The organism is Pseudomonas sp. SORGH_AS_0199, assembly GCF_031453735.1.
Lineage (GTDB): Bacteria > Pseudomonadota > Gammaproteobacteria > Pseudomonadales > Pseudomonadaceae > Chryseomonas > Chryseomonas aestiva.
On sequence record NZ_JAVJAE010000001.1, the window covers coordinates 3,340,679 to 3,359,779 of the forward strand.

The 19,101-nt window shown below is 68.3% G+C and carries 20 protein-coding genes; 17 read left to right on the forward strand and 3 right to left on the reverse strand.

Going from position 1 to position 19,101, the window contains the following annotated elements; genetic code table 11:
- The first annotated feature begins 230 nt into the window (after positions 1 to 230).
- The 12 genes from QE444_RS15710 to QE444_RS15765 all read left to right on the forward strand — a co-directional run bounded on the left by QE444_RS15710 (position 231) and on the right by QE444_RS15765 (position 11,764).
- Positions 231 to 1,232 (forward strand): substrate-binding domain-containing protein, encoded by a 1,002-nt coding sequence (locus tag QE444_RS15710; RefSeq protein WP_158896876.1) that lies wholly within the window; start codon positions 231 to 233, stop codon positions 1,230 to 1,232.
- Positions 1,229 to 2,242, forward strand: a complete 1,014-nt coding sequence (locus QE444_RS15715) for an ABC transporter substrate-binding protein (protein WP_252977136.1) — start codon at positions 1,229 to 1,231, stop codon at positions 2,240 to 2,242. The genes QE444_RS15710 and QE444_RS15715 overlap by 4 nt, the downstream gene beginning before the upstream one ends.
- Before the next feature lies 1 nt (position 2,243).
- Entirely contained in the window at positions 2,244 to 3,101 is an 858-nt protein-coding gene (locus QE444_RS15720) for an ABC transporter permease (RefSeq protein ID WP_133860804.1), read from the forward strand.
- Entirely contained in the window at positions 3,098 to 3,892 is a 795-nt protein-coding gene (locus QE444_RS15725; protein WP_309739699.1) for an ABC transporter permease subunit, read from the forward strand. The genes QE444_RS15720 and QE444_RS15725 overlap by 4 nt, the downstream gene beginning before the upstream one ends.
- Positions 3,889 to 4,920, forward strand: coding sequence for an ABC transporter ATP-binding protein (locus QE444_RS15730; protein WP_309739702.1), 1,032 nt, complete (start codon positions 3,889 to 3,891; stop codon positions 4,918 to 4,920). The genes QE444_RS15725 and QE444_RS15730 overlap by 4 nt, the downstream gene beginning before the upstream one ends.
- Before the next feature lie 9 nt (positions 4,921 to 4,929).
- Complete coding sequence (locus tag QE444_RS15735) at positions 4,930 to 5,757, forward strand: phosphodiesterase (RefSeq protein WP_309739705.1); 828 nt, start codon at positions 4,930 to 4,932, stop codon at positions 5,755 to 5,757.
- Positions 5,758 to 5,936: 179 nt separating this feature from the next.
- On the forward strand, positions 5,937 to 6,623 hold the full coding sequence (locus QE444_RS15740; RefSeq protein ID WP_158896871.1) for a GntR family transcriptional regulator: 687 nt from the start codon (positions 5,937 to 5,939) through the stop codon (positions 6,621 to 6,623).
- Positions 6,624 to 6,663: 40 nt separating this feature from the next.
- Positions 6,664 to 7,470, forward strand: coding sequence for an ABC transporter substrate-binding protein (locus QE444_RS15745; protein ID WP_017641252.1), 807 nt, complete (start codon positions 6,664 to 6,666; stop codon positions 7,468 to 7,470).
- Positions 7,471 to 7,482: 12 nt separating this feature from the next.
- Positions 7,483 to 8,250, forward strand: coding sequence for an amino acid ABC transporter permease (locus tag QE444_RS15750; RefSeq protein ID WP_187979482.1), 768 nt, complete (start codon positions 7,483 to 7,485; stop codon positions 8,248 to 8,250).
- Positions 8,251 to 8,252: 2 nt separating this feature from the next.
- The gene (locus QE444_RS15755) at positions 8,253 to 9,029 is read left to right on the forward strand and encodes an amino acid ABC transporter ATP-binding protein (protein ID WP_187979483.1); all 777 of its coding nucleotides are present in this window, start codon (positions 8,253 to 8,255) and stop codon (positions 9,027 to 9,029) included.
- Positions 9,030 to 9,042: 13 nt separating this feature from the next.
- Positions 9,043 to 10,131: a polyamine ABC transporter substrate-binding protein gene (locus tag QE444_RS15760; RefSeq protein WP_309739714.1), complete on the forward strand. Its 1,089-nt coding sequence runs from the start codon at positions 9,043 to 9,045 to the stop codon at positions 10,129 to 10,131.
- 16 nt (positions 10,132 to 10,147) lie between these two features.
- The gene (locus QE444_RS15765) at positions 10,148 to 11,764 is read left to right on the forward strand and encodes a gamma-glutamyltransferase family protein (RefSeq protein ID WP_309739716.1); all 1,617 of its coding nucleotides are present in this window, start codon (positions 10,148 to 10,150) and stop codon (positions 11,762 to 11,764) included.
- Positions 11,765 to 11,805: 41 nt separating this feature from the next.
- Here QE444_RS15765 and QE444_RS15770 read toward each other — a convergent pair whose 3' ends face one another.
- Together QE444_RS15770 and QE444_RS15775 are read right to left on the reverse strand one after the other, a co-directional pair.
- Positions 11,806 to 14,007 (reverse strand): OsmC domain/YcaO domain-containing protein, encoded by a 2,202-nt coding sequence (locus QE444_RS15770; RefSeq protein WP_309739720.1) that lies wholly within the window; start codon positions 14,005 to 14,007, stop codon positions 11,806 to 11,808.
- Between the two features lie 109 nt (positions 14,008 to 14,116).
- Complete coding sequence (locus tag QE444_RS15775) at positions 14,117 to 14,995, reverse strand: LysR substrate-binding domain-containing protein (protein WP_309739723.1); 879 nt, start codon at positions 14,993 to 14,995, stop codon at positions 14,117 to 14,119.
- Positions 14,996 to 15,101: 106 nt separating this feature from the next.
- On the opposite strand from QE444_RS15775, the gene QE444_RS15780 reads away from it, so the two are divergent.
- From QE444_RS15780 to QE444_RS15800, 5 genes are all read left to right on the forward strand, one after another.
- Complete coding sequence (locus QE444_RS15780) at positions 15,102 to 15,965, forward strand: NmrA family NAD(P)-binding protein (protein ID WP_309739725.1); 864 nt, start codon at positions 15,102 to 15,104, stop codon at positions 15,963 to 15,965.
- 101 nt (positions 15,966 to 16,066) lie between these two features.
- Positions 16,067 to 16,417 (forward strand): sulfite-sensing transcriptional repressor BigR, encoded by a 351-nt coding sequence (gene bigR / locus QE444_RS15785; protein ID WP_405046432.1) that lies wholly within the window; start codon positions 16,067 to 16,069, stop codon positions 16,415 to 16,417.
- Positions 16,414 to 16,824 carry a YeeE/YedE thiosulfate transporter family protein gene (locus tag QE444_RS15790; protein WP_309739728.1) on the forward strand — a complete coding sequence of 137 codons (411 nt, stop codon included), beginning with the start codon at positions 16,414 to 16,416 and terminating at the stop codon, positions 16,822 to 16,824. The genes bigR and QE444_RS15790 overlap by 4 nt, the downstream gene beginning before the upstream one ends.
- Positions 16,821 to 17,267 (forward strand): DUF6691 family protein, encoded by a 447-nt coding sequence (locus QE444_RS15795; protein WP_309739731.1) that lies wholly within the window; start codon positions 16,821 to 16,823, stop codon positions 17,265 to 17,267. Before QE444_RS15790 ends, QE444_RS15795 begins: the two co-directional genes overlap by 4 nt.
- Before the next feature lie 87 nt (positions 17,268 to 17,354).
- On the forward strand, positions 17,355 to 18,065 hold the full coding sequence (locus QE444_RS15800; RefSeq protein ID WP_309739734.1) for an SOS response-associated peptidase family protein: 711 nt from the start codon (positions 17,355 to 17,357) through the stop codon (positions 18,063 to 18,065).
- Between the two features lie 48 nt (positions 18,066 to 18,113).
- Here the strand turns inward: QE444_RS15800 and QE444_RS15805 are convergent, their stop codons facing one another.
- Positions 18,114 to 19,100, reverse strand: coding sequence for a GlxA family transcriptional regulator (locus QE444_RS15805; RefSeq protein ID WP_309739737.1), 987 nt, complete (start codon positions 19,098 to 19,100; stop codon positions 18,114 to 18,116).
- Position 19,101: the final 1 nt, after the last annotated feature.

Below are 19,101 nucleotides of genomic sequence, written 5' to 3' on the forward strand. Positions count from 1 at the left end.
CGCGCAGGGTCCGGACACCGGGCTAATCTAGGCTCGCCACCCCGTCCCAGCCATCGAAACGAAGGACGCCTGGCTATACCAAGGTATATCCCGCCCAGGCCCGCCCTCGCCTGCTGCCACCCGCGCCCGGGCCCGGCGCCAGAGCAGAAGCTTCATCTCGCTGTCATCGTCCCGACATCTGCCGCCGGCATTGTCTGCCGCCAATGAGATCGATCTCAAACGAGGCCGGCATGACCGATCTGAAACAGGTAGCGCAACAGGCGGGGGTCTCCCGGGCCACGGCAGCGCGCGCCTTCGCCACGCCCGAGCAGGTGCGCGAGAGTACCCGTCAGCGGGTGCTGGACGCCGCGCGCAGTCTCAATTTCCGTCCCAATCTGCTGGGCCGCCAGCTGCGTCAGCAGAGCACCCGGCTGATCGGCGTGGTGGTGCCCAGCCTGCTCAACCCGGTGTTCGCCGAACAGCTGCACGCCATGGAGCGCACCGCGCGCAGCCAGGGCTACTCGCTGGTGATCGCCACCACCGACTACCAGCCCGAGCGCGAAGCGGCGGTGGTGGAGGAACTGCTGCGCCAGCGCGTCGCCGGCCTGGTACTGACGGTGGCCGACGCCGACCGCAGCGCGGTGCTAGCCGAGCTGAGCCAGGAGCGGACGCCCTTCATCCTGGCCTATCACGAACCCCAGCGTCCCTATGCGGCGGTGGCGGTGGACAACCGCCAGGGCATGGCCATGGCCACCGAGCACCTGCTTGGCCTGGGGCACCGCCGCATCGCCCTGGTCTCGGGGCCGGCCCAGCAGTCGGATCGCAGCGAGCGCCGTTTCGCCGGCTATTGCCAGGCAATGGCCGCCGCCGGCCTGCCGACGCTGCCGCGCCTGGAGCTGGCCAGCCACACCGACGCCGACTGGGCGGAGCTGGCGCCGCTGCTGGAGCGTCATGCCCCGACCGCCCTGCTCTGCACCAACGACCTGCTGGCCATCAGCGTCATCGCCGAACTCCAGCGCCACGGCGTGCCCGTGCCTGCCGACCTCTCGGTGGTGGGCTTCGATGGCATCGCCATGGGCGCCCGTCTCGAACCCAGCCTGTGCAGCGTCATGCAGCCGCTGCAAAGCCTGGGCGCCGTGCTCGTCACCGAATTGCTGGCGCTGATCGCCGGCAGTGCCACCCACCAGCAGTGTCTGCCCTGCCTCGTCCGTCCCGGCACCAGTGCCGGCCCCTTGAAGGAGCCCTACCGATGAAATCACCCTTCCCCTTGCGTCGTCTCCTGGCCGGCGTCGCCCTGGCCTGTGGCCTGGCCAGCGCCCAGGCCGCCGAAACCGCCATCTGCTACAACTGCCCGCTGGAGTGGGCCGACTGGGGTGCCCAGCTCAAGGCCATCGCCGCCGACACCGGCATCGAAGTCCCCCAGGACAACAAGAATTCCGGCCAGTCGCTGGCCCAGCTAGTGGCCGAACGCGAAGCCCCGGTGGCCGACGTCGTCTACTACGGGGTGACCTTCGGCATCCAGGCCGACAAGGCCGGGGTGCTGCAGCCCTACCAGCCCAAGCACTGGGACCAGGTTCCGACCGGCCTCAAGGACCCCCAGGGTGAATGGACCGCCATCCATTCCGGCACCCTCGGCTTCATGGTCAATACCCAGGCCCTGGGCGGCAAGCCGGTGCCACAGCGCTGGGCCGACCTGCTCAAGCCCGAGTACCGCGGCCTGGTGGGCTACCTGGACCCTTCCAGCGCCTTCGTCGGCTACGTCACCGCGGTAGCGCTCAACCAGGCCCTGGGTGGCAACCTCGACGACTTCGGCCCGGCCATGGCCTTCTTCAAGAAACTGGCCGCCAACGATCCCATCGTGCCCAAGCAGACCGCCTATGCCCGCCTGCTCTCCGGCGAGATCCCGATCCTGGTGGACTACGACTTCAACGCCTACCGCGCCCGCTACAAGGACAACGCCCCGGTGGCCTTCGTCATTCCCCAGGAAGGCAGCCTGACCGTGCCCTACACCATGAGCCTGGTGAAGGGCGCGCCGCACCGCGCCAATGGCGAGAAGGTGCTGGACTATGTGCTGTCGGACAAGGGCCAGGCGCTCTGGGCCCAGGCCTATCTGCGGCCGGTGCGGGACGTGCCGCTGCCGGCCGAGGTGAAGGCGCGCTTCCTGCCCGCCGCCGACTATGCCCGCGCCGGCACCGTCGACTACGGTCACATGGCCGCGGTCCAGGAAGCCTTCGCCAAGCGTTACCAGGCCGAGGTGCGCTGAGATGCAGGGCCTCGCCGTTTCCTTCGGGCGCCGCCGGGTGCCGCGCCGGCTGCCCTGGCCGGTACTGGTCGCCCTGGCACCGGCGAGCGCCTTCCTGCTGGCCTTCTGGTTGTTGCCATTGACCCACCTGCTGGTGCTCGGCGCCCGCCCGGACGCCGCCGGCAGCTCCGGCTACTGGCAGGTGCTGACCAGCGCCGGCTATCTGTCCGGACTCGCCCAGACGGTGGCCCTGGCCGCCGTCACCACCCTGGCCACCCTGCTGGTGGCCGGCATCGCCGGCTGCTTCCTGGCGCGCCATGCCTTCCCTGGGCGCAGCCTGCTGGTGGCGCTGCTGACCTTTCCGCTGGCCTTTCCCGGCGTGGTGGTGGGCTTCCTGATCATCCTGCTGGGCGGTCGCCAGGGTCTGTTCGCCAGCCTTGGGCGCGGCCTGTTCGGTGAGCCCTGGGTGTTCGCCTATTCGCTGTTCGGACTGTTTCTCGGCTATCTCTATTTCTCCATCCCGCGGGTGATCCTCACGGTGATGGCGGCGTGCGAGACCCTCGACACCAGTCTGGAAGAAGCCGCTCGCTCCCTGGGCGCCGGGCTCTTCGCCGTGGTGCGCGATGTGCTGATCCCCGGCCTGACCCCGGCCCTGCTGTCCAGCGGCGCGCTGTGCTTCGCCACCGCCATGGGCGCCTTCGGCACCGCCTTCACCCTCGGCACGCGCCTGGCGGTAACGCCCATCGCCATCTACGACACCTTCACCAACTTCGCCAACTTCGGCGTCGCCGCGGCGCTTTCGGTGGTGCTCGGCCTCGTCACCTGGCTGGTCCTGCTGCTGGCCCGGCGCCTCGGCGGTGTCCAGGGAGACCTGCGATGAATCGCCCCCTGCGCTTCTGGCTGCAACTGCTGTTCACCCTGCTGGTGGCCGCCTTCCTGCTGGTGCCGGTGCTGCTCTCGGTACTGGCCGGCCTCACCCGCAACTACTTCCAGGGCCTCGCCAGCGGCCTCACCCTCGACTGGCTGCTGCAGGTCTGGCAGGCCTATGCCCCCACCGTCTGGCTGTCGCTGCAACTGGCGCTGGGGACGACGGCCCTCGCGGTCGTGCTCGGCGTCCCGGCGGCCTATGCCCTGGTCCGGCTGGACAACCGCTTCGCCCGCGCCTTCGAGGAATTGCTGGTGCTGCCCGTGGCCATGCCCGGCTTCGCCTCGGCCCTGGCGCTGCTGCTGACCTACGGCCATCTCGGCGGCTTTCGCCGCAGCCCGGCGATCATCCTGGTCGGCCATCTGCTGTTCACCCTGCCCTTCCTGATCCGCCCGGTGATGGCGGTGCTCAGGCGCAGCCAGCTGCCGCAGCTGGAGGAAGCCGCGGCCAGCCTGGGCGCCGGTCCCTGGCGGCGCTTCTTCGGCGTGGTGGTGCCCAATGCCCGCGCCGGCATCCTCGCCGGCAGCCTCATGGTGATCACCCTCTCGCTGGGGGAATTCAACCTCACCTGGATGCTGCACACGCCCCTGACCAAGACCCTGCCGGTGGGCCTGGCCGACAGCTACGCCTCGGCGCGGCTGGAGGTGGGCTCCGCCTACACCCTGATCTTCCTCTTGCTGATCGTGCCGCTGCTGGTCGCCCTCCAGGCCCTCAGCGCCCGTCTCTCCCGTGGAGCCCTGCGATGACCCAAGGTACCGCCGTCCGCCTGCGCCACTGCGCCAAGACCTTTGCCGGAGGCCGCCAGGTGCTGCAGCCCCTGGACCTCGACATCCACCCGGGCGAGACCCTGGTGTTCCTTGGCCCGTCCGGCTGTGGCAAGACCACCACCCTGCGGCTGATCGCCGGCCTGGAGCAGCCCGATGCCGGCGGCCAGGTGCTGTTCGACGACCGCGACGTCACCGACCTGCCCATCGAGCGGCGCGACGTCGGCATGGTGTTCCAGAACTACGCCCTGTTTCCCAACCTGGACGTGGCCGGCAACATCGCCTACGGCCTGAAGATCCGCGGCCTGCCGCGCGCCGAGCGCGATGCCCGGGTCGCCGAATTGCTGGCCATGATGCAGCTGGAGGCCCTGGCCGAGCGGCGCATCCAGCAGCTGTCCGGTGGCCAGCGCCAGCGCGTGGCCCTGGCCCGGGCGCTGGCACCGCGCCCCCGGGTGCTCCTGTTCGACGAACCCCTGGCGGCGCTGGACGCCCAGCTGCGCGAGCAGTTGCGGGCCGACATCGGCGCCCTGCTGCGCGAACTCGGCACCACCGCGGTCTATGTCACCCATGACCAGCAGGAGGCCCTGGCCCTGGGCGATCGCATCGTGGTGATGGGCGAAGGCCGCATCGCCCAGATCGGCACCCCGACGCAGATCTACCAGCGCCCGGCCAGTCGCTTCGTCGCCGGTTTCGTCGGCCAGCTCAACCGCTTCGAGGTGCGCGGCCAGAGCGGCGCCGAGGTGGCGGTCGCCGGCGGACGGCTGCCCTGGACCGGCGCTGCCAGCACCCTGTTCTGTCGCCCGGAACACCTGGAGCCGAGCACGACGCCCGCGCACCTCACCGGCATCCTGGTCGGGCAATTCTTCCAGGGCGCCCATTCGCGGCTGCTGGTGGAAGTGGGCACCGGCCAGCCGCTGCTGGTGGACACCGCCCAGCCCCTGCAGGCGCAACCGGGCGACCTGCTGCACCTGAACGTGCGTCCCGACGCGCTCTTCACCCTCGCTTCCTAGGAGATCCTCATGTCCGCGCCCTTCCTGCTGGCCCAGCTCAGCGACCTGCACATCAAGGCCGGCGGCCGGCTGTCCTACGGGGTGGTCGATACCCTCGGCGCCCTGCGCCTGGCGGTGGACCGCCTCAACGCCCTGCAACCGCGCCCGGATGCGCTGGTCATCACCGGCGACCTGGTGGACTTCGGCACCCCCGAGGAATACGCCACCCTGCGCGAGGTCTTGGCCGAACTGACCATGCCCTTCTTCGTCATCCCCGGCAATCACGACGACCGCGCCGCCCTGCGCACGGCCTTCGCCGATCACCCCTATCTGCCGGCCCGGGGCACCCTGGACTGGCGGCAGGACTGCGGCCCGCTGCGACTGATCGGGCTGGATACCCATATCCCCGGCGAGCACGGGGGGCGTCTCGACGCCGCGCAACTGGCCTGGCTCGACGCCCAGCTCAGCCAGGCACCCGACCAGCCGACCCTGGTGCTCCTGCACCATCCGCCGTTCCCGGTTGGCATCGGCCATATGGATCGCATCGGCCTGGACGGCGGCGCCGAACTGGAAGCCGTGATCCGCCGTCATCCCCAGGTGGAGCGGCTGCTTTGCGGCCATCTGCACCGGCTGATCCAGCGCCGCTTCGGCGGCACCCTGGCCTGCGTCTGTCCCGGTGTGTCGCACCAGGTCGACCTGGACCTGCGCGAAGCGGCGCCGTCGCGCTTCCGCCTGGAGCCGCCGGGCCTGCTGCTGCATCGCTGGGCGGACGAGGCCCTGGTGACCCACCATCTGCCGCTGGGCAACTACCCTGGGCCCTACCCCTTCTTCGCCGCCGATGGCCAGTTGCTGGACTGACACCGCCCCGTTTCGGGTCCTGAGGTAGCAGAGCGGCCGCTGCGGCGACCCAGCGTGGTGCAAAAGGTAACGCCGGCGCCTGACCACGCTGACCTGCGGCCCAGCGCTGGCGAGCACTGGACTCCCTGGCATGAGCCTTGCCTTGGCAGATTGGATACAAAAATCCAGGAAGCCAGTCCATGCCGCTCTCCGCCCTGTCCCGCTCCACTGCCCTGAGCGCCGAAGAAGAGGCCTATCGCCATCTGCTGCAGGCCATCTGCGCCGGGCACTATCGGAATGGCGAGCGGCTGATCGCCGAGGACATCGCCACCACCCTGGGCATGAGTCGCATGCCGGTGCGCAGCGCCTTCCAGCGCCTCGCCGCCGAAGGCCTGGTGATCCTCCGGCCGCATCGCGGCGCGGTGGTCAGCGGCCTGGACCTGGAGGACATGCGCGAGGTGTTCGAGATGCGCAGCGCCCTCGAAGGCCTGGCCATCCGCCTGGCCACGCCCCATGTCGGCCCCCGCGAGATGACGCGCCTGGAACGCCTGCTGGAAGACCTGGACGACGAGCAGGAACCCGGCGCCTGGGTCGCCCAGCACCGCGCCTTCCACGAATACCTGTGCAGCCTGGCCGGTCGGCCGCGGCTGCTGCGCCAGATCAATGGCCTCTATGCCCTGATCGAGCCGCACATGCAGCTCTGGCTGCACGTCGATCGCCCCCAGTCGGCCCGCGACGAGCACGCGCCCATCCTCGCCGCCCTGCGCGCCGGCGATGCCGCCGAAGCCGAGCGGGTGTTGCGCGAGCACATCGAGGGCACGGTGCCCGACCTGCTGACCTTCATCGAACGATCGGGCGACCAGACCCGAAGTACGCCCCCGCGCTGAGCCATCCGCCCTGCCCACCCCTGTCCTTCCGGAGAAGACCATGACCCGCCACCGGCTTTCCTGCAGTCTGCTCGCCCTGACCCTCGTCGCCGGCTTCACCCAGGCCGCCCCGCAGATCCCCGAGCGCCTGGCCAAGGCTTCCAAGATCACCTATTGCGGCGCTCTCGATACCCCACCGATCGGCTTCTTCGACGAAGCCCAGAAGCCCAAGGGCCTCACCGTCGACCTCGGTGCCGAGATCGCCAAGCGCCTCGGCGACAAGAAGGTCGACTGGCGCGTGGTGCCCTTCTCCGGCCTGATTCCGGCGCTGCTGGCCGGCCAGTGCGATCTGCTGATCGACCAGCTGTTCGACAAGCCCGAGCGCCGCCAGGTGATCGACATCGTCAACTACATGTACTCCAGCCAGGCGGTGGTGGTGCCGGCGGGCAACAAGGCCGGCATCCACACCCTGGACGACCTCGCCGGCAAGAAGGTGGCGGTGCTCAATGGCTCCACCATCCGCACCCTGCTCGACGCCCACAACGAGGAGCTGAAGAAGGCCGGCAAGGCGCCCATGAAGCTGGTGGCCTACAACAGCGACACCGACGCCTTCCAGGCCCTGCGCCTGGGCCAGACCGACGCCTACGGCACCACCGTGGAAACCGCCGCCTACTACCAGGGCGTCGCGCCCGGCCAGTTCGAGACCGGCGTGCCGGCCTTCGCCCGCATCCTCACCGGGATCGGCGTACGCAAGGACGACAGCCAGCTCAGCAGCGCCCTCACCCAGATCCTCGCCGACATGAAGGCCGATGGCAGCTACGCCACCCTCATGGCCAAGTGGCACCTGGAAGGCGACAAGCTCGATTAAGGGAAGGCCACGATGAACTTCAGCTGGGATGTGTTCTGGCAGTACCTGCTGCACCCGAGCGACGTCTACCTCTACGGCCTCGGGCTGACCTGCGTCATCGCCATCGGCGCCATGCTGCTGGGCTGCGCGCTCGGCCTGCTGGCGGCGCTGGCACGGCTGTCGCGCTATCGGGCGCTGCAATACCCGGTGCGCTGCTATGTCTGGCTGATGCGCGGCACGCCGCTGCTGGTGCAGATCGTCTTCCTCTACACGGCCCTGGCGGCCGGCGGCATCTTTCGCTTCGAGGACCTGGACCTGGGCTTCCTGGTGATCCCGGGCAACATCCAGGCGGCCATCATCGCCCTGGGCCTCAACGAAGGTGCCTACATGGCCGAGATCATCCGCGCCGGCATCGGTGCGGTGGATCGCGGCCAGTACGAGGCGGCGCGCTCCCTGGGCATGACGCCGGCCAAGCTGATGCGCCGCATCGTGCTGCCCCAGGCGCTGCGGGTGATCATTCCGCCGCTCGGCAACGAGTTCAACGTGATGCTCAAGAACACCACCCTGGTCAGCGTCATCGGGGTGCAGGAGCTGCTGCTCAGCACCCAGATGATCACCTCGGCGACCTTCCGCGTCTTCGAGCTGTACCTGGTGGTGGCCATCTACTTCCTGGTCCTGACCACCCTCTGGGGCTTCTTCCAGGCCTGGCTGGAGCGGCGCTTCGGCAAGGCCGACGGTCACCGACCCACCGCCACCGGCCGGCTGTTCAGCCTGCAGGGCTTCAAGCTACGGGGACGCTAGCCATGACGACCACGCAAGAATCCGTGATCCAGGCGCTGGAGGTGCACAAGGCCTTCGGCGAGCTGGAGATCCTCAAGGGCGTGACCCTGGAGGTGCGCCGCGGCGAGGTGGTGGTGCTGATCGGCGCCTCCGGCTCGGGCAAGACCACCTTCATCCGCTGCCTCAACCACCTGGAAGACATCCAGGGCGGCACCATCCGCGTCAACGGCGAGCTGATGGGCTTTCGCGAGCGTGCCGATGGCTCGAGAGTCAGAGACTCCGAGCGCAATATCGCCCGCCGCCGCCGCGACATCGGCATGGTGTTCCAGAGGTTCAACCTCTTCCCGCACATGACGGTGCTGGAAAACATCATCGAGGCGCCGATCCAGGTGCTGGGCGTGGCGCGGGCCGCCGCCGTGGAACAGGCCCGCGCCCTGCTCGCCCGGGTGCGGCTGTCCGACAAGGCCGAGCACTATCCGGCGCAACTCTCCGGCGGCCAGCAGCAGCGCGTGGCCATCGCCCGCGCCCTGGCGATGAAACCCCAGGCCATGCTGTTCGACGAACCCACCAGCGCCCTCGACCCGGAAACCGTGGGCGAGGTGCTGCAGGTGATGAAGGAGCTGGCCGAAGACGGCATGACCATGGTGGTGGTGACCCACGAGATGGGCTTCGCCCGCGAGGTGGCCGATCGCGTGGTGGTGCTGCACCAGGGCGAGCTGATCGAGGAAGGCCCGCCGGCCCAGGTGTTCGGCAATCCCACCCATCCGCGCACCCGCGAATTCCTCAGCCGCGTGCTCTAGACCGGAGACCTCCATGGCCGTTCGTCCCCTGCTGGCCGCCCTCGCCCTCTGCCTGACGCCCCTGACCCAGGCCGCCGAGTCCGAGGTGCGTTTCTACAACTGGTCGGACTACATAGGTCCGAACACCCTCAAGCAGTTCACCGAGGCCAGCGGCGTCCAGGTGCGCTACGACGTCTTTGACACCAACGAGATGCTCGAAGCCAAGCTGCTGTCCGGCCACTCCGGCTATGACCTGGTGGTGCCGTCCAACCAGTTCCTCACCAAGCAGATCAAGGCGGGCGCCTACCAGCCACTGGATCGCAGCCGGCTGTCCAACTGGCAGCATCTGGATCCACGGCTCATGCAGCGCCTGGAAGCGGCCGATCCCGGCAATCGCTACGCTGTCCCCTACCTCTGGGGCACCGTGGGCATCGGCTACAACGCCGCCAAGGTGCGCGCCGCCCTGGGCGATGGCGCCCCGGTGGATTCCTGGGACCTGCTGTTCAAGCCGGAGAACCTGGCCAGGCTCAAGGGCTGCGGCGTGGCCCTGCTCGATGCGCCGCAAAAGGTCTTCGCCCAGACCCTGCACTACCTGGGCCTGGACCCCAACAGCCGGAAACCCAAGGACTACCGCAAGGCCTCCGCGTTGCTGCAGCAGCTCAAGCCGTCGGTGACCTATTTCAGCTCCAGCAAGTACATCACCGACCTGGCCAACGGCGACGTCTGCGTGGCCATGGGCTATTCGGGCGATGTCCTGCAGGCCCAGAGCCGCGCCAGGGAAGCCGGCAAGACCAGCGACGTGCGCTACGTGATCCCCAGGGAAGGCGCCAATCTCTGGTTCGACATGCTGGCCATCCCCAAGGACGCCAAGAATCCCCAAGGGGCCCTGGCGCTGATCGACTACCTGCTGCGCCCCGAGGTGATCGCCCCGATCAGCGACTATGTCGGCTACGCCAATCCCAACCGCGACGCCACCGCCCTGCTCGATGCCAAGGTCCGCGACAACCCGGGCATCTACCCGAGCGCGGCCATCGCCGAGCGCCTCTACGTCTCCGCCGATCTGCCGCCGCAGATCCAGCGGCTGATGACCCGCGAGTGGACCCGCATCAAGACCGGACAATGACCTCGAAGAGCCTGCCATGCTGAATTTCTCTGCTCACGACTACCCCTATGCCTCGCAACGCCAGAGCGTTTTCGCGCGCAATGGCATGGTCGCCACCTCCCAGCCGCTGGCCGCCGAAGCCGGCATCACCATGCTGCGCCAGGGTGGCAACGCCATCGACGCGGCCATCGCCACCGCCGCGGCCCTGACCGTGGTGGAACCTACCGGCAATGCCATCGGCGGCGACGCCTTCGCCCTGGTCTGGGTCAAGGACCAGCTGCATGGCCTGGACGCCAGCGGCCATGCCCCGGCCAGCCTCGACATCGCCACGGTCAAGGCCGCCGGCCACGAACGCATGCCGGTGCACGGCTGGCTGCCGGTCACGGTGCCGGGTTGCCCAGCGGCCTGGGCCGAGTTGTCGCGCCGCTTCGGCAAGCTGCCCTTCGCCACCCTGTTCGAACCCGCGATCGCCCTGGCCCGAGACGGCTTCCCGGTGTCGCCGGTGGTCGCCTACCAGTGGCGCATCGCCCAGGCCGAGTACCAGGCCAGCCGGGACCAGGCGCCTGAGCTTGCAGCCTGGTTCGACACCTTCCTCATCGACGGCCAGGCGCCGGTCGCCGGCCAGCTGTTTCGCAACCCCGCCCAGGCCCGCACCCTGGAGGAACTGGCACAGACCCGCTGCGAGAGCTTCTACCGGGGCGCCATCGCCCAGCGCCTGGCCGAGCATGCCGCGGCCAGCGGCGGTCACCTGACCACGGCGGACCTGGCCGGCTACCAGCCGCGCTGGGTGGAGCCGATCAAGGTCGACTACCGTGGCTATCAGGTGTGGGAGATTCCGCCGAGTGGCCAGGGCCTGATCGCCCTCATGACCCTGAACATCCTCAAGGGTTATGACTTCGACCAGCGCGACAGCCAGCTCACCTGGCACCGCCAGCTGGAAGCCATGAAGAAGGCCTATGCCGACGGCCTGCACTACATCACCGATCCCGAGCACATGAGGGTCGCCGCCAGCGTCCTGCTGGACGATGCCTATGCCGAGCGCCGCCGCGCCGAGATCACCGACCAGGCCCAGCCGCCGCTGCATGGCGATCCCCAGGCCAGCGGCACCGTCTACATCGCCACCGCCGATGGCGAGGGCAACATGGTGTCCTTCATCCAGAGCGCCTACCACGGCTTCGGCTCCGGCGTGGTGCTGCCCGACAGCGGCATCGGCCTGCAGAATCGCGGCTCGGAATTCAGCCTGGATGCCGGCCACTCCAACGCCCTGGCGCCGGGCAAGCAGACCTTCCACACCATCATCCCGGGCTTCCTGAGCAAGGGTGACGTGCCCATCGGCCCCTTCGGCGTCATGGGTGGCTACATGCAGCCCCAGGGCCATGTGCAGATGGTGATGAATCTGGTGGACTTCGGCCTCAATCCCCAGGCGGCGCTGGACGCCCCGCGCTGGCAGTGGCTGGGGGAGATGAAGGTCGGCATCGAGCAGGCGGCTTCCCGCGCCCTGGCCAGCGGCCTGGCGCGGCGCGGTCACCAGATCGAGATCGCCCACGACTCCACCGACTTCGGTCGCGGCCAGATCATCGTCCGCGATCCGCAGACCGGCGTGCTCTGCGGCGGCACCGAGCCGCGCGCGGATTCCCATATCGCGGTCTGCTGACCGCCAGGAAAGCCCCTCCCGGGTCCTGGCGGGGCTTTCCGTTAGAGCGTAATCCCAGCCGCCCTGGCCCGCGCCGCGTGCAGCTTGCGATAGCTGTCGATCAGCCGCAGGTGCTTGTCGAGGCCTTCCAGCTTGAGGCTGGTGGGCGTCAGGCCAGGGAAGCGTACCTCGCCCGAGACCGAGCCCAGGGCGGCGTCCAGGCGTTCGTTGCCGAACATCCGGCGGAAATTGACTTCGAAGTCGGCCAGTTCCAGTTCGTCGTCCATTTCGACTTCCAGCACCGCATTGAGCGCCTGGTAGAACAGGCCGCGCTCCAGGGTGTTGTCGTTGAATTGCAAGAAGGTCTCGACCTCTTCCTTGGCCTCTTCGAATTGCTGCAGCGCCAGGTGAATGAGCAGCTTGAGCTCCAGCACGGTCAGCTGGCCCCAGACGGTGTTCTCGTCGAATTCCACGCCGATCAGGGTGGCGATGCGGGTGTAGTCGTCCACCTGGGTATCGTCCAGGCGTTCGAGCAGGGACTCCAGGGCCGCATCGTCCAGCTGGTGCAGGGTGAGGATGTCCTCGCGTACCGCCAGCGCCTTGTTGGTGTTGTCCCAGATCAGGTCCTCGACAGGATAGATCTCCGAATAGCCCGGCACCAGGATGCGGCAGGCCGGCGCGCCCAACTCCTCGTACACCGCCATGTAGGCTTCCAGATCCCGTTCGGCGAGGATGCCGAACAGGGTGGCGGCCTCTTGGGCGGTGGCGTCTTCGCCCTCGCTGGAGAAATCCCAGTCGACGAACTCATGGTCGGCCCTGGCGCTGAAGAAGCGCCAGGAGACCAGGCCGCTGGAGTCGATGAAGTGCTCGACGAAGTTATTCGGCTCCATCAGCGCCTGGCTCTCGAAGGTCGGCTGCGGCAGGTCGTTGAGGCCCTCGAAGCTGCGGCCCTGCAGCAATTCGGTGAGACTGCGCTCCAGGGCGATCTCCAGGCGCGGATGGGCGCCGAAGGAGGCGAACACCCCACCGGTGCGCGGATTCATCAGGGTCACGCACATCACCGGGAATTCGCCACCCAGGGAGGCGTCCTTGACCAGCACCGGAAAGCCCTGGGCTTCCAGGCCGCGGATGCCGTCGACGATGGCGGGAAACCGGGCCAGCACCTCGTCAGGAACATCCGGCAGGGCCAGCTCGCCTTCGAGGATCTCGCGCTTCACCGCCCGCTCGAAGATCTCCGACAGGCACTGCACCTGGGCTTCGGCCAGGGTGTTGCCCGCGCTCATGCCGTTGCTGAGGTAGAGGTTCTCGATCAGGTTCGAGGGGAAGTACACCACCTCGCCATCGGACTGGCGCACGAAGGGCAGCGCGCAGATGCCGCGCGCCACGTTGCCGGAGTTGGTGTCGTGCAGGTGCGAGGCGCGCAGCTCGCCTTCCGGGTCGTAGAGCTTGCGGCAATAGCGGTCGAGGATCTCCCGGGGCAGCGCGTCCTTGGGCCCGGGCTGGAACCAGCGCTCGTCGGGGTGGTGGACGAAGGCCGCGTTGCCGATGGCCTCGCCCCAGTACTGGTCGTTGTAGAAGAAGTTGCAGTTGAGGCGTTCGATGAATTCGCCCAGCGCCGAGGCCAGGGCCGCTTCCTTGGTCGCGCCCTTGCCATTGGTGAAGCACAGCGCCGACTGCACATCGCGCAGGTGCAGCGACCAGACGTTAGGCACGATGTTGCGCCAGGAGGCGATCTCCACCTTCATGCCCAGGTCAGCGAGGATGCCGGAGAGCTTGGCGATGGTCTCTTCCAGCGGCCGGTCCTTGCCGGGGATGTAGGTTTGGCTACCGGTATCGCTGGGCAGCAGCAGGGCCTGGGCATCGGCGTCCAGACTCTCCACCGCCTCGATGATGAAGTCGGGACCGGCCTGCACCGCCTTCTTCACCGTGCAGCGATCGATGGACCTGAGGATGCCCTGGCGATCCTTGTCGGAGAGATCGGCAGGCAGCTCGACCTGGATCTTGAAGGTCTGCTTGTAGCGATTCTCCGGGTCGACGATGTTGCTCTGCGCCAGGCGGATGTTGTCGGTGGGAATGTCGCGGGTCTGGCAGTAGAGCTTGACGAAATAGGCCGCGCAGAGCGCCGAGGACGCCAGGAAATAGTCGAAGGGCCCCGGGGCCGAGCCGTCACCCTTGTAGCGGATGGGCTGATCGGCGATCACCGAGAAGTCGTCGAACTTGGCCTCGAGCCTCAGGTTGTCGAGAAAATTGACCTTGATTTCCATGCACAGCATTCCGGTTTGGAGACAGATTGGCCGCCATTATCCGGACAAAGGGGCGCGGGCGATATGCAGGCCGTCGTCTCGCGGACCCCGGGGCAGGCCTCGTCAGTCGTTAGTCCAGCAGAAAGATGCCGTCTGGATACCGTGCGCAGAGGAAGTCGACGAAGGCCTTCACCTTGGGGCTCTGCAGTCGTCGCGAGGTGTGCAGCACCCAGAGTTCGGTCTCACCGGCGAGGGTGCCCCAGCGCCTGAGCGCGCCTTCGTCCAGCTGACGTTGCACCAGCGAGAGCGGCAATAGCGCTGCACCTGCACCGGCCAGTACCGCCTCGCGGATGGTCAGCAGCGAAGTCAGCTGCAAGACCGGCTGGGGCAGGAAGCGCTCCCCGCCCTCCGTCAGCGTCCAGACCTCGCCCTCGCGCTGGCCGGGCATGACCACCGCAGGCAGAGGCGCAGGCTCGGCACCAGCCGTCAGAGGGCCTTCGAGGCCCGGGGCGGCGACCAGCACCCGGCGGTCCCGGGCGAAGCAGCGACCCACCAGGGTGATGTCGGGCGCGGGGTTGATACGAATGGCCAGGTCGAAGTGTTCCTCCACCAGATCGGCCAGGCGATCCTCGGCCATCACCTCGATGAGGATCTCCGGGTACTGCCGCCGGAAATCCGCACTCAGCCGGCCCAGCGCCACCTGGGAAAACAGCAGCGGTGCCGCGATGCGCAGCCGTCCGCGGGGCACAGCCACGCCCTCCTGCACCGCGGCCACCGCCTCCTGAATCTCGCGCAGCGGCCCCAGGGTACGAGCCGCCAATTCAACCCCGGCAGGCGTCAGGACGAGGCTGCGCCCGCCGCGCTCGATCAGGCGTATCCCCAGCGCCTCTTCCAATTCGGCCAGCCGCCGCGACAGGCTGGCCTTGGGTCGGCCACTGGCACGACTGGCCTTGCCAATGCCGCCATGAGTGGCGATGAGCTGAAAATCGGCCAGCAGGCTGAAGTCCATCAAGCTGTCTCAATAATGGAACGGTATGTCCCTATCCTAGCGGCTATTGGCCTAAGGTGGGACGACTTAAGGTGGCTCTACCCCTCACCCACCTGGAGTTACCGACATGACCATCCTCGTCACTGGCGCCACCGGCCGCGTAGGCCGCCACCTCGTGCAACAGCTCGTGCAGCGCGAGGCCAAGGTGCGGGTGCTGACCCGCACTCCGGCCAGCGCCGATTTTCCTGCCACCGTCGAAGTCATGCAGGGCGACCTGCTCGATCTCGCTGCCCTGCGCCGCGCCTTCGCTGGCGTGTCCACCCTTTTCCTGCTCAACGCCGTGACCGGCGACGAATTCACCCAGGCGCTCATCACCCTCAACATCGCCCGGGAAAGCGGCGTCGAGCGGGTCGTCTACCTCTCGGTCTTCGGCGCCGACAGCGCGGTCAACGTACCGCACTTCGCGGTGAAATTCGGCGGCGAGCGGATGCTGGACGCCATGGGTTTCAGTGCCACCGTCCTGCGGCCCACCTACTTCATCGACAACGAGGTCATGATCAGGGACATCATCCTGCAGCATGGGATCTATCCCATGCCCCTCGGCGGCAAGGGCGTGGCCATGGTCGACGCCCGGGATATCGCCGAGGTCGCCGCTCTCGAACTCATCCGCCGCGATCAGGCGATCGACAAGCTGCCCAGCGAAACGATCAACCTGGTGGGCCCGGACAGCCTCACAGGCACAGGCGCCGCGGCGATCTGGAGCGACCTGCTGGGCCGCCCCGTCCACTACGCCGGTGACGATCCGCACGGCTTCGAGCAGAACATGGCGACCTTCATGCCGGCCTGGATGGCCTATGAAATGAGGCTCATGGCCGAGCGCTATGTCAGCGACGGCATGCTTCCGCAACCTGGGGACCGTGAGCGGCTGGTGCAAATGCTCGGGCGCCCGCTGCGCAGCTATCGCGACTTCGCCCGGTCGCTGATCGACTGACCGTGCGCCACCCCTGAGCCTGGGCCGCCCGACGACCCCGACTTGCCAGCTAGACAATATACATTATATAAAACTGTATATTGAATAAGTCGGGCTTGCTCATGACCACTCCACCTACCAGACCCACCCCAGGCGCGGTCCTCTCCCCCCAGGACATGCAGACCCGCGCCCGGGAGGTGGCCGCCCTGCTCAAGACCCTGGCGCATCCGGTTCGCCTGCTGCTGGCCTGCGCCCTCGCCGAAGCTGAGTACGCGGTCGGCGAACTGGAAGCCCGTCTGGACATCCGCCAGCCCACCCTCTCCCAACAACTCGGCGTGCTGCGCGAGGCTGGCCTGGTCACCACCCGCCGCGAGGCCAAGCAGATCTTCTACCGGCTCACCGAAGACAAGGCCGCCCAGCTGCTGCAGGCGCTCTACCAGATCTTCTGTCAGCCCGAGAGCCAGACACCATGATCCTCGTCTCCTATATGCCCGCCCTGGGTGGCGGTCTGCTGCTGGGCCTGGCCGCCAGCCTGCTGTTGCTGGTCAATGGGCGGATCGCCGGCATCAGCGGGATCTTCGGCCGGCTGCTCGGCGGACAGCAGGCCGGCACCGGCCTGGTCTTCGTGCTGGGCCTGGTGCTGGGACCGCTGCTGGTGAGCGGCCTGCACGCGCCTCCCTCCCTGACCGTGGACGCGACCTGGCCTCAACTGCTACTGGCGGGGCTGCTGGTCGGTTTCGGGACGCGGCTGGGCTCGGGCTGCACCTCGGGCCATGGCGTCCTCGGCGTGGCCCGAGGTTCGCGCCGCTCGCTGGCCGCCACGGCGGTCTTCCTGGCCTGTGGCCTGGCCACGGCCACCCTACTGGGGCTGCTGCGATGAATTCTTGCCGCCTGGTCGTAGCGCTGCTGGCCGGTCTGCTCTTCGGCAGCGGCCTGGCCCTCTCGGGGATGCTCGATCCCGCCCGCGTACTGGGTTTTCTCGACCTCGCCAGCGGACGCTGGGACCCTAGCCTGCTGTTCGTCCTGGGCGGCGCCCTGCTGGTGGCGCTACCCGCGGTCCAGCTCCAGCGCCGGCTGACACGCCCCCTGCTCGACAGGGCTTTTCACCTGCCGCCCACCGTACCCGTCGACCGCCGCCTGCTGCTGGGCGCCGCGCTCTTCGGCCTGGGCTGGGGGCTGGCCGGGCTATGCCCCGGGCCCGCGCTGGCAGGCCTGGGGCTGGGTATCGCCAAGGTCTATGGCTTCGTCGCGGCGATGGTCGTGGGGATGGTGCTGCATGACCGGGGGCTGGCCCGACGCGAGACGGCGGCGCCCAAGGCCTGAGCGCCAGGTACTTCGGGCGTGAGGCGTGGTCCTAGGTAGGGATGCGGGGGCATTTCAACCTGCGTCTCCCGCGCACAGGAGCATCCCATGTGTGGCCGCTTTGCCCAGTACCGCTATGCCCTCGATTACCTGGACGCCCTGGGCGCCGCGCCTGCGGATGTCCGCACCGGCCTGGAACCCCGCGCTCTGGGTCGTTACAACGTGGCGCCGGGCACCCGCGTCCAGCTGCTGCACCAGCAGCAGGATGGCCTGCACCTGGACCCGGTGCTCTGGGGCTACCAGCCCGCCTGGGCGCGCCAGGCCAAGCGTCCGCCGGTGATCAACGCGCGCGTCGAAACGGCGGCCACCAGCCGGATGTTTCGCGGCCTCTGGAAGAACGGCCGTGCCATGGTGGTCGCGGATGGCTGGTACGAATGGAAAAAGGACCCTACAGATCCCAAGCTCAAGCAGCCCTACTTCATCCGGCTGAAATCCGGCGAGCCGCTGTTCTTCGCCGCCATCGGCCACTTCCACCCGGCTGACCAGGCACCCGACGAGGATGACGGCTTCGTCATCGTCACCGCCGCCTCCGACGCCGGCATGGTCGATATCCATGACCGCCGCCCGCTGGTCCTGCCGCCGGCCGTGGCCCGCGAATGGCTGGACCCCGAGCTGTCCATGGAGCGCGCCGCCGAGATTGGTGAGATCGAAGCAACGCCGGTGGAGGCCTTCGACTGGTATCCGGTCGGCAAGGCCGTGGGCAGCGTGAAAAACGATGGACCCGGACTGCTGGAGCGGATCGCCGAGCCGCTGGTGTAGCGGATCGACGGGGGCTTTCCGCCGGGCACCGACGCGCCGAGTTAGGCTTCAGCGACCTGGCGATCCACCCCCGAACCGCCGCCGATAATCCCCCGGGCTCAGCCCCACCACGCGGGTGAAGACCTTGCGGAAGGCACCCGGATCGCTGTAGCCCACTTCCCAGGCGACCCGTTCGAGGGGCAGGCGGCTGGCCTGCAGCAGTTCCCGGGCACGACCGACGCGCAGTTGCTGGCCGTAAGCGGTGGCGGTCATGCCGGTGGCCTGGCGAAAACGGCGCAGAAAGGTGCGCGGTTCCAGGCCGGCGCGGCGGGCCAGGGTGTCCAGGGCGATGTCCTGGGCGCCGCTTTCCTGCAGCCACTCCTGCACGGCGAGAATGGCGCCGTCGCCATGACTCAGGCGCGGGGAAAAGGCGCTGTAGTAGCGCTGCTGTCGACCCGGTGGGTCGATGACCAGGATGCGCGCGGTGTCGAGCATCCGCTTGGCGCCCAGGTAGCGATCGACCAGGCGCAGGCCGAGGTCGGTCCAGGCCATGAGACCGCCCGCGGTGACGAGATCCTCGCCGTCGATGAGGAGCTGGTCGGCGTCCAGGCTGACGGCAGGAAAACGCGCATTGAAGCGCTCGACATGGAGCCAGTGGGTGGTGGCGATGCGACCGTCGAGCAAGCCGGTTTCCGCCAGCAGAAAGGCGCCGGCGCAGATCGAGGCCAGACGCACGCCGCTCTGATGCTGCAGACGTAGCCACTCGCGATAGGGCGCAGCCGCCTCCGCTGTGATTGGCTCAGCCAGGCTGGGTGGCAGGATCAGCACGCTGGGTGAGCCGCTCGCTGCGGGCAGTGAGTCGTAGACCCGGCTGGGCGCTGCTGCGCCCTCCTCAAGCCGCCAGTGGCTGACGCGCAAGCGGGGCCGCTCGGCATCCTCCGCCGTTCCCGTGAAGCGCCCGGCGATCTCGAACAGATCGGTGAGGCCGTGCACCGTCGCCCATTGCACACCGGGATAGAGCAGCAGACCGAGTTCGATCGGCGGTTGATCGTGCATG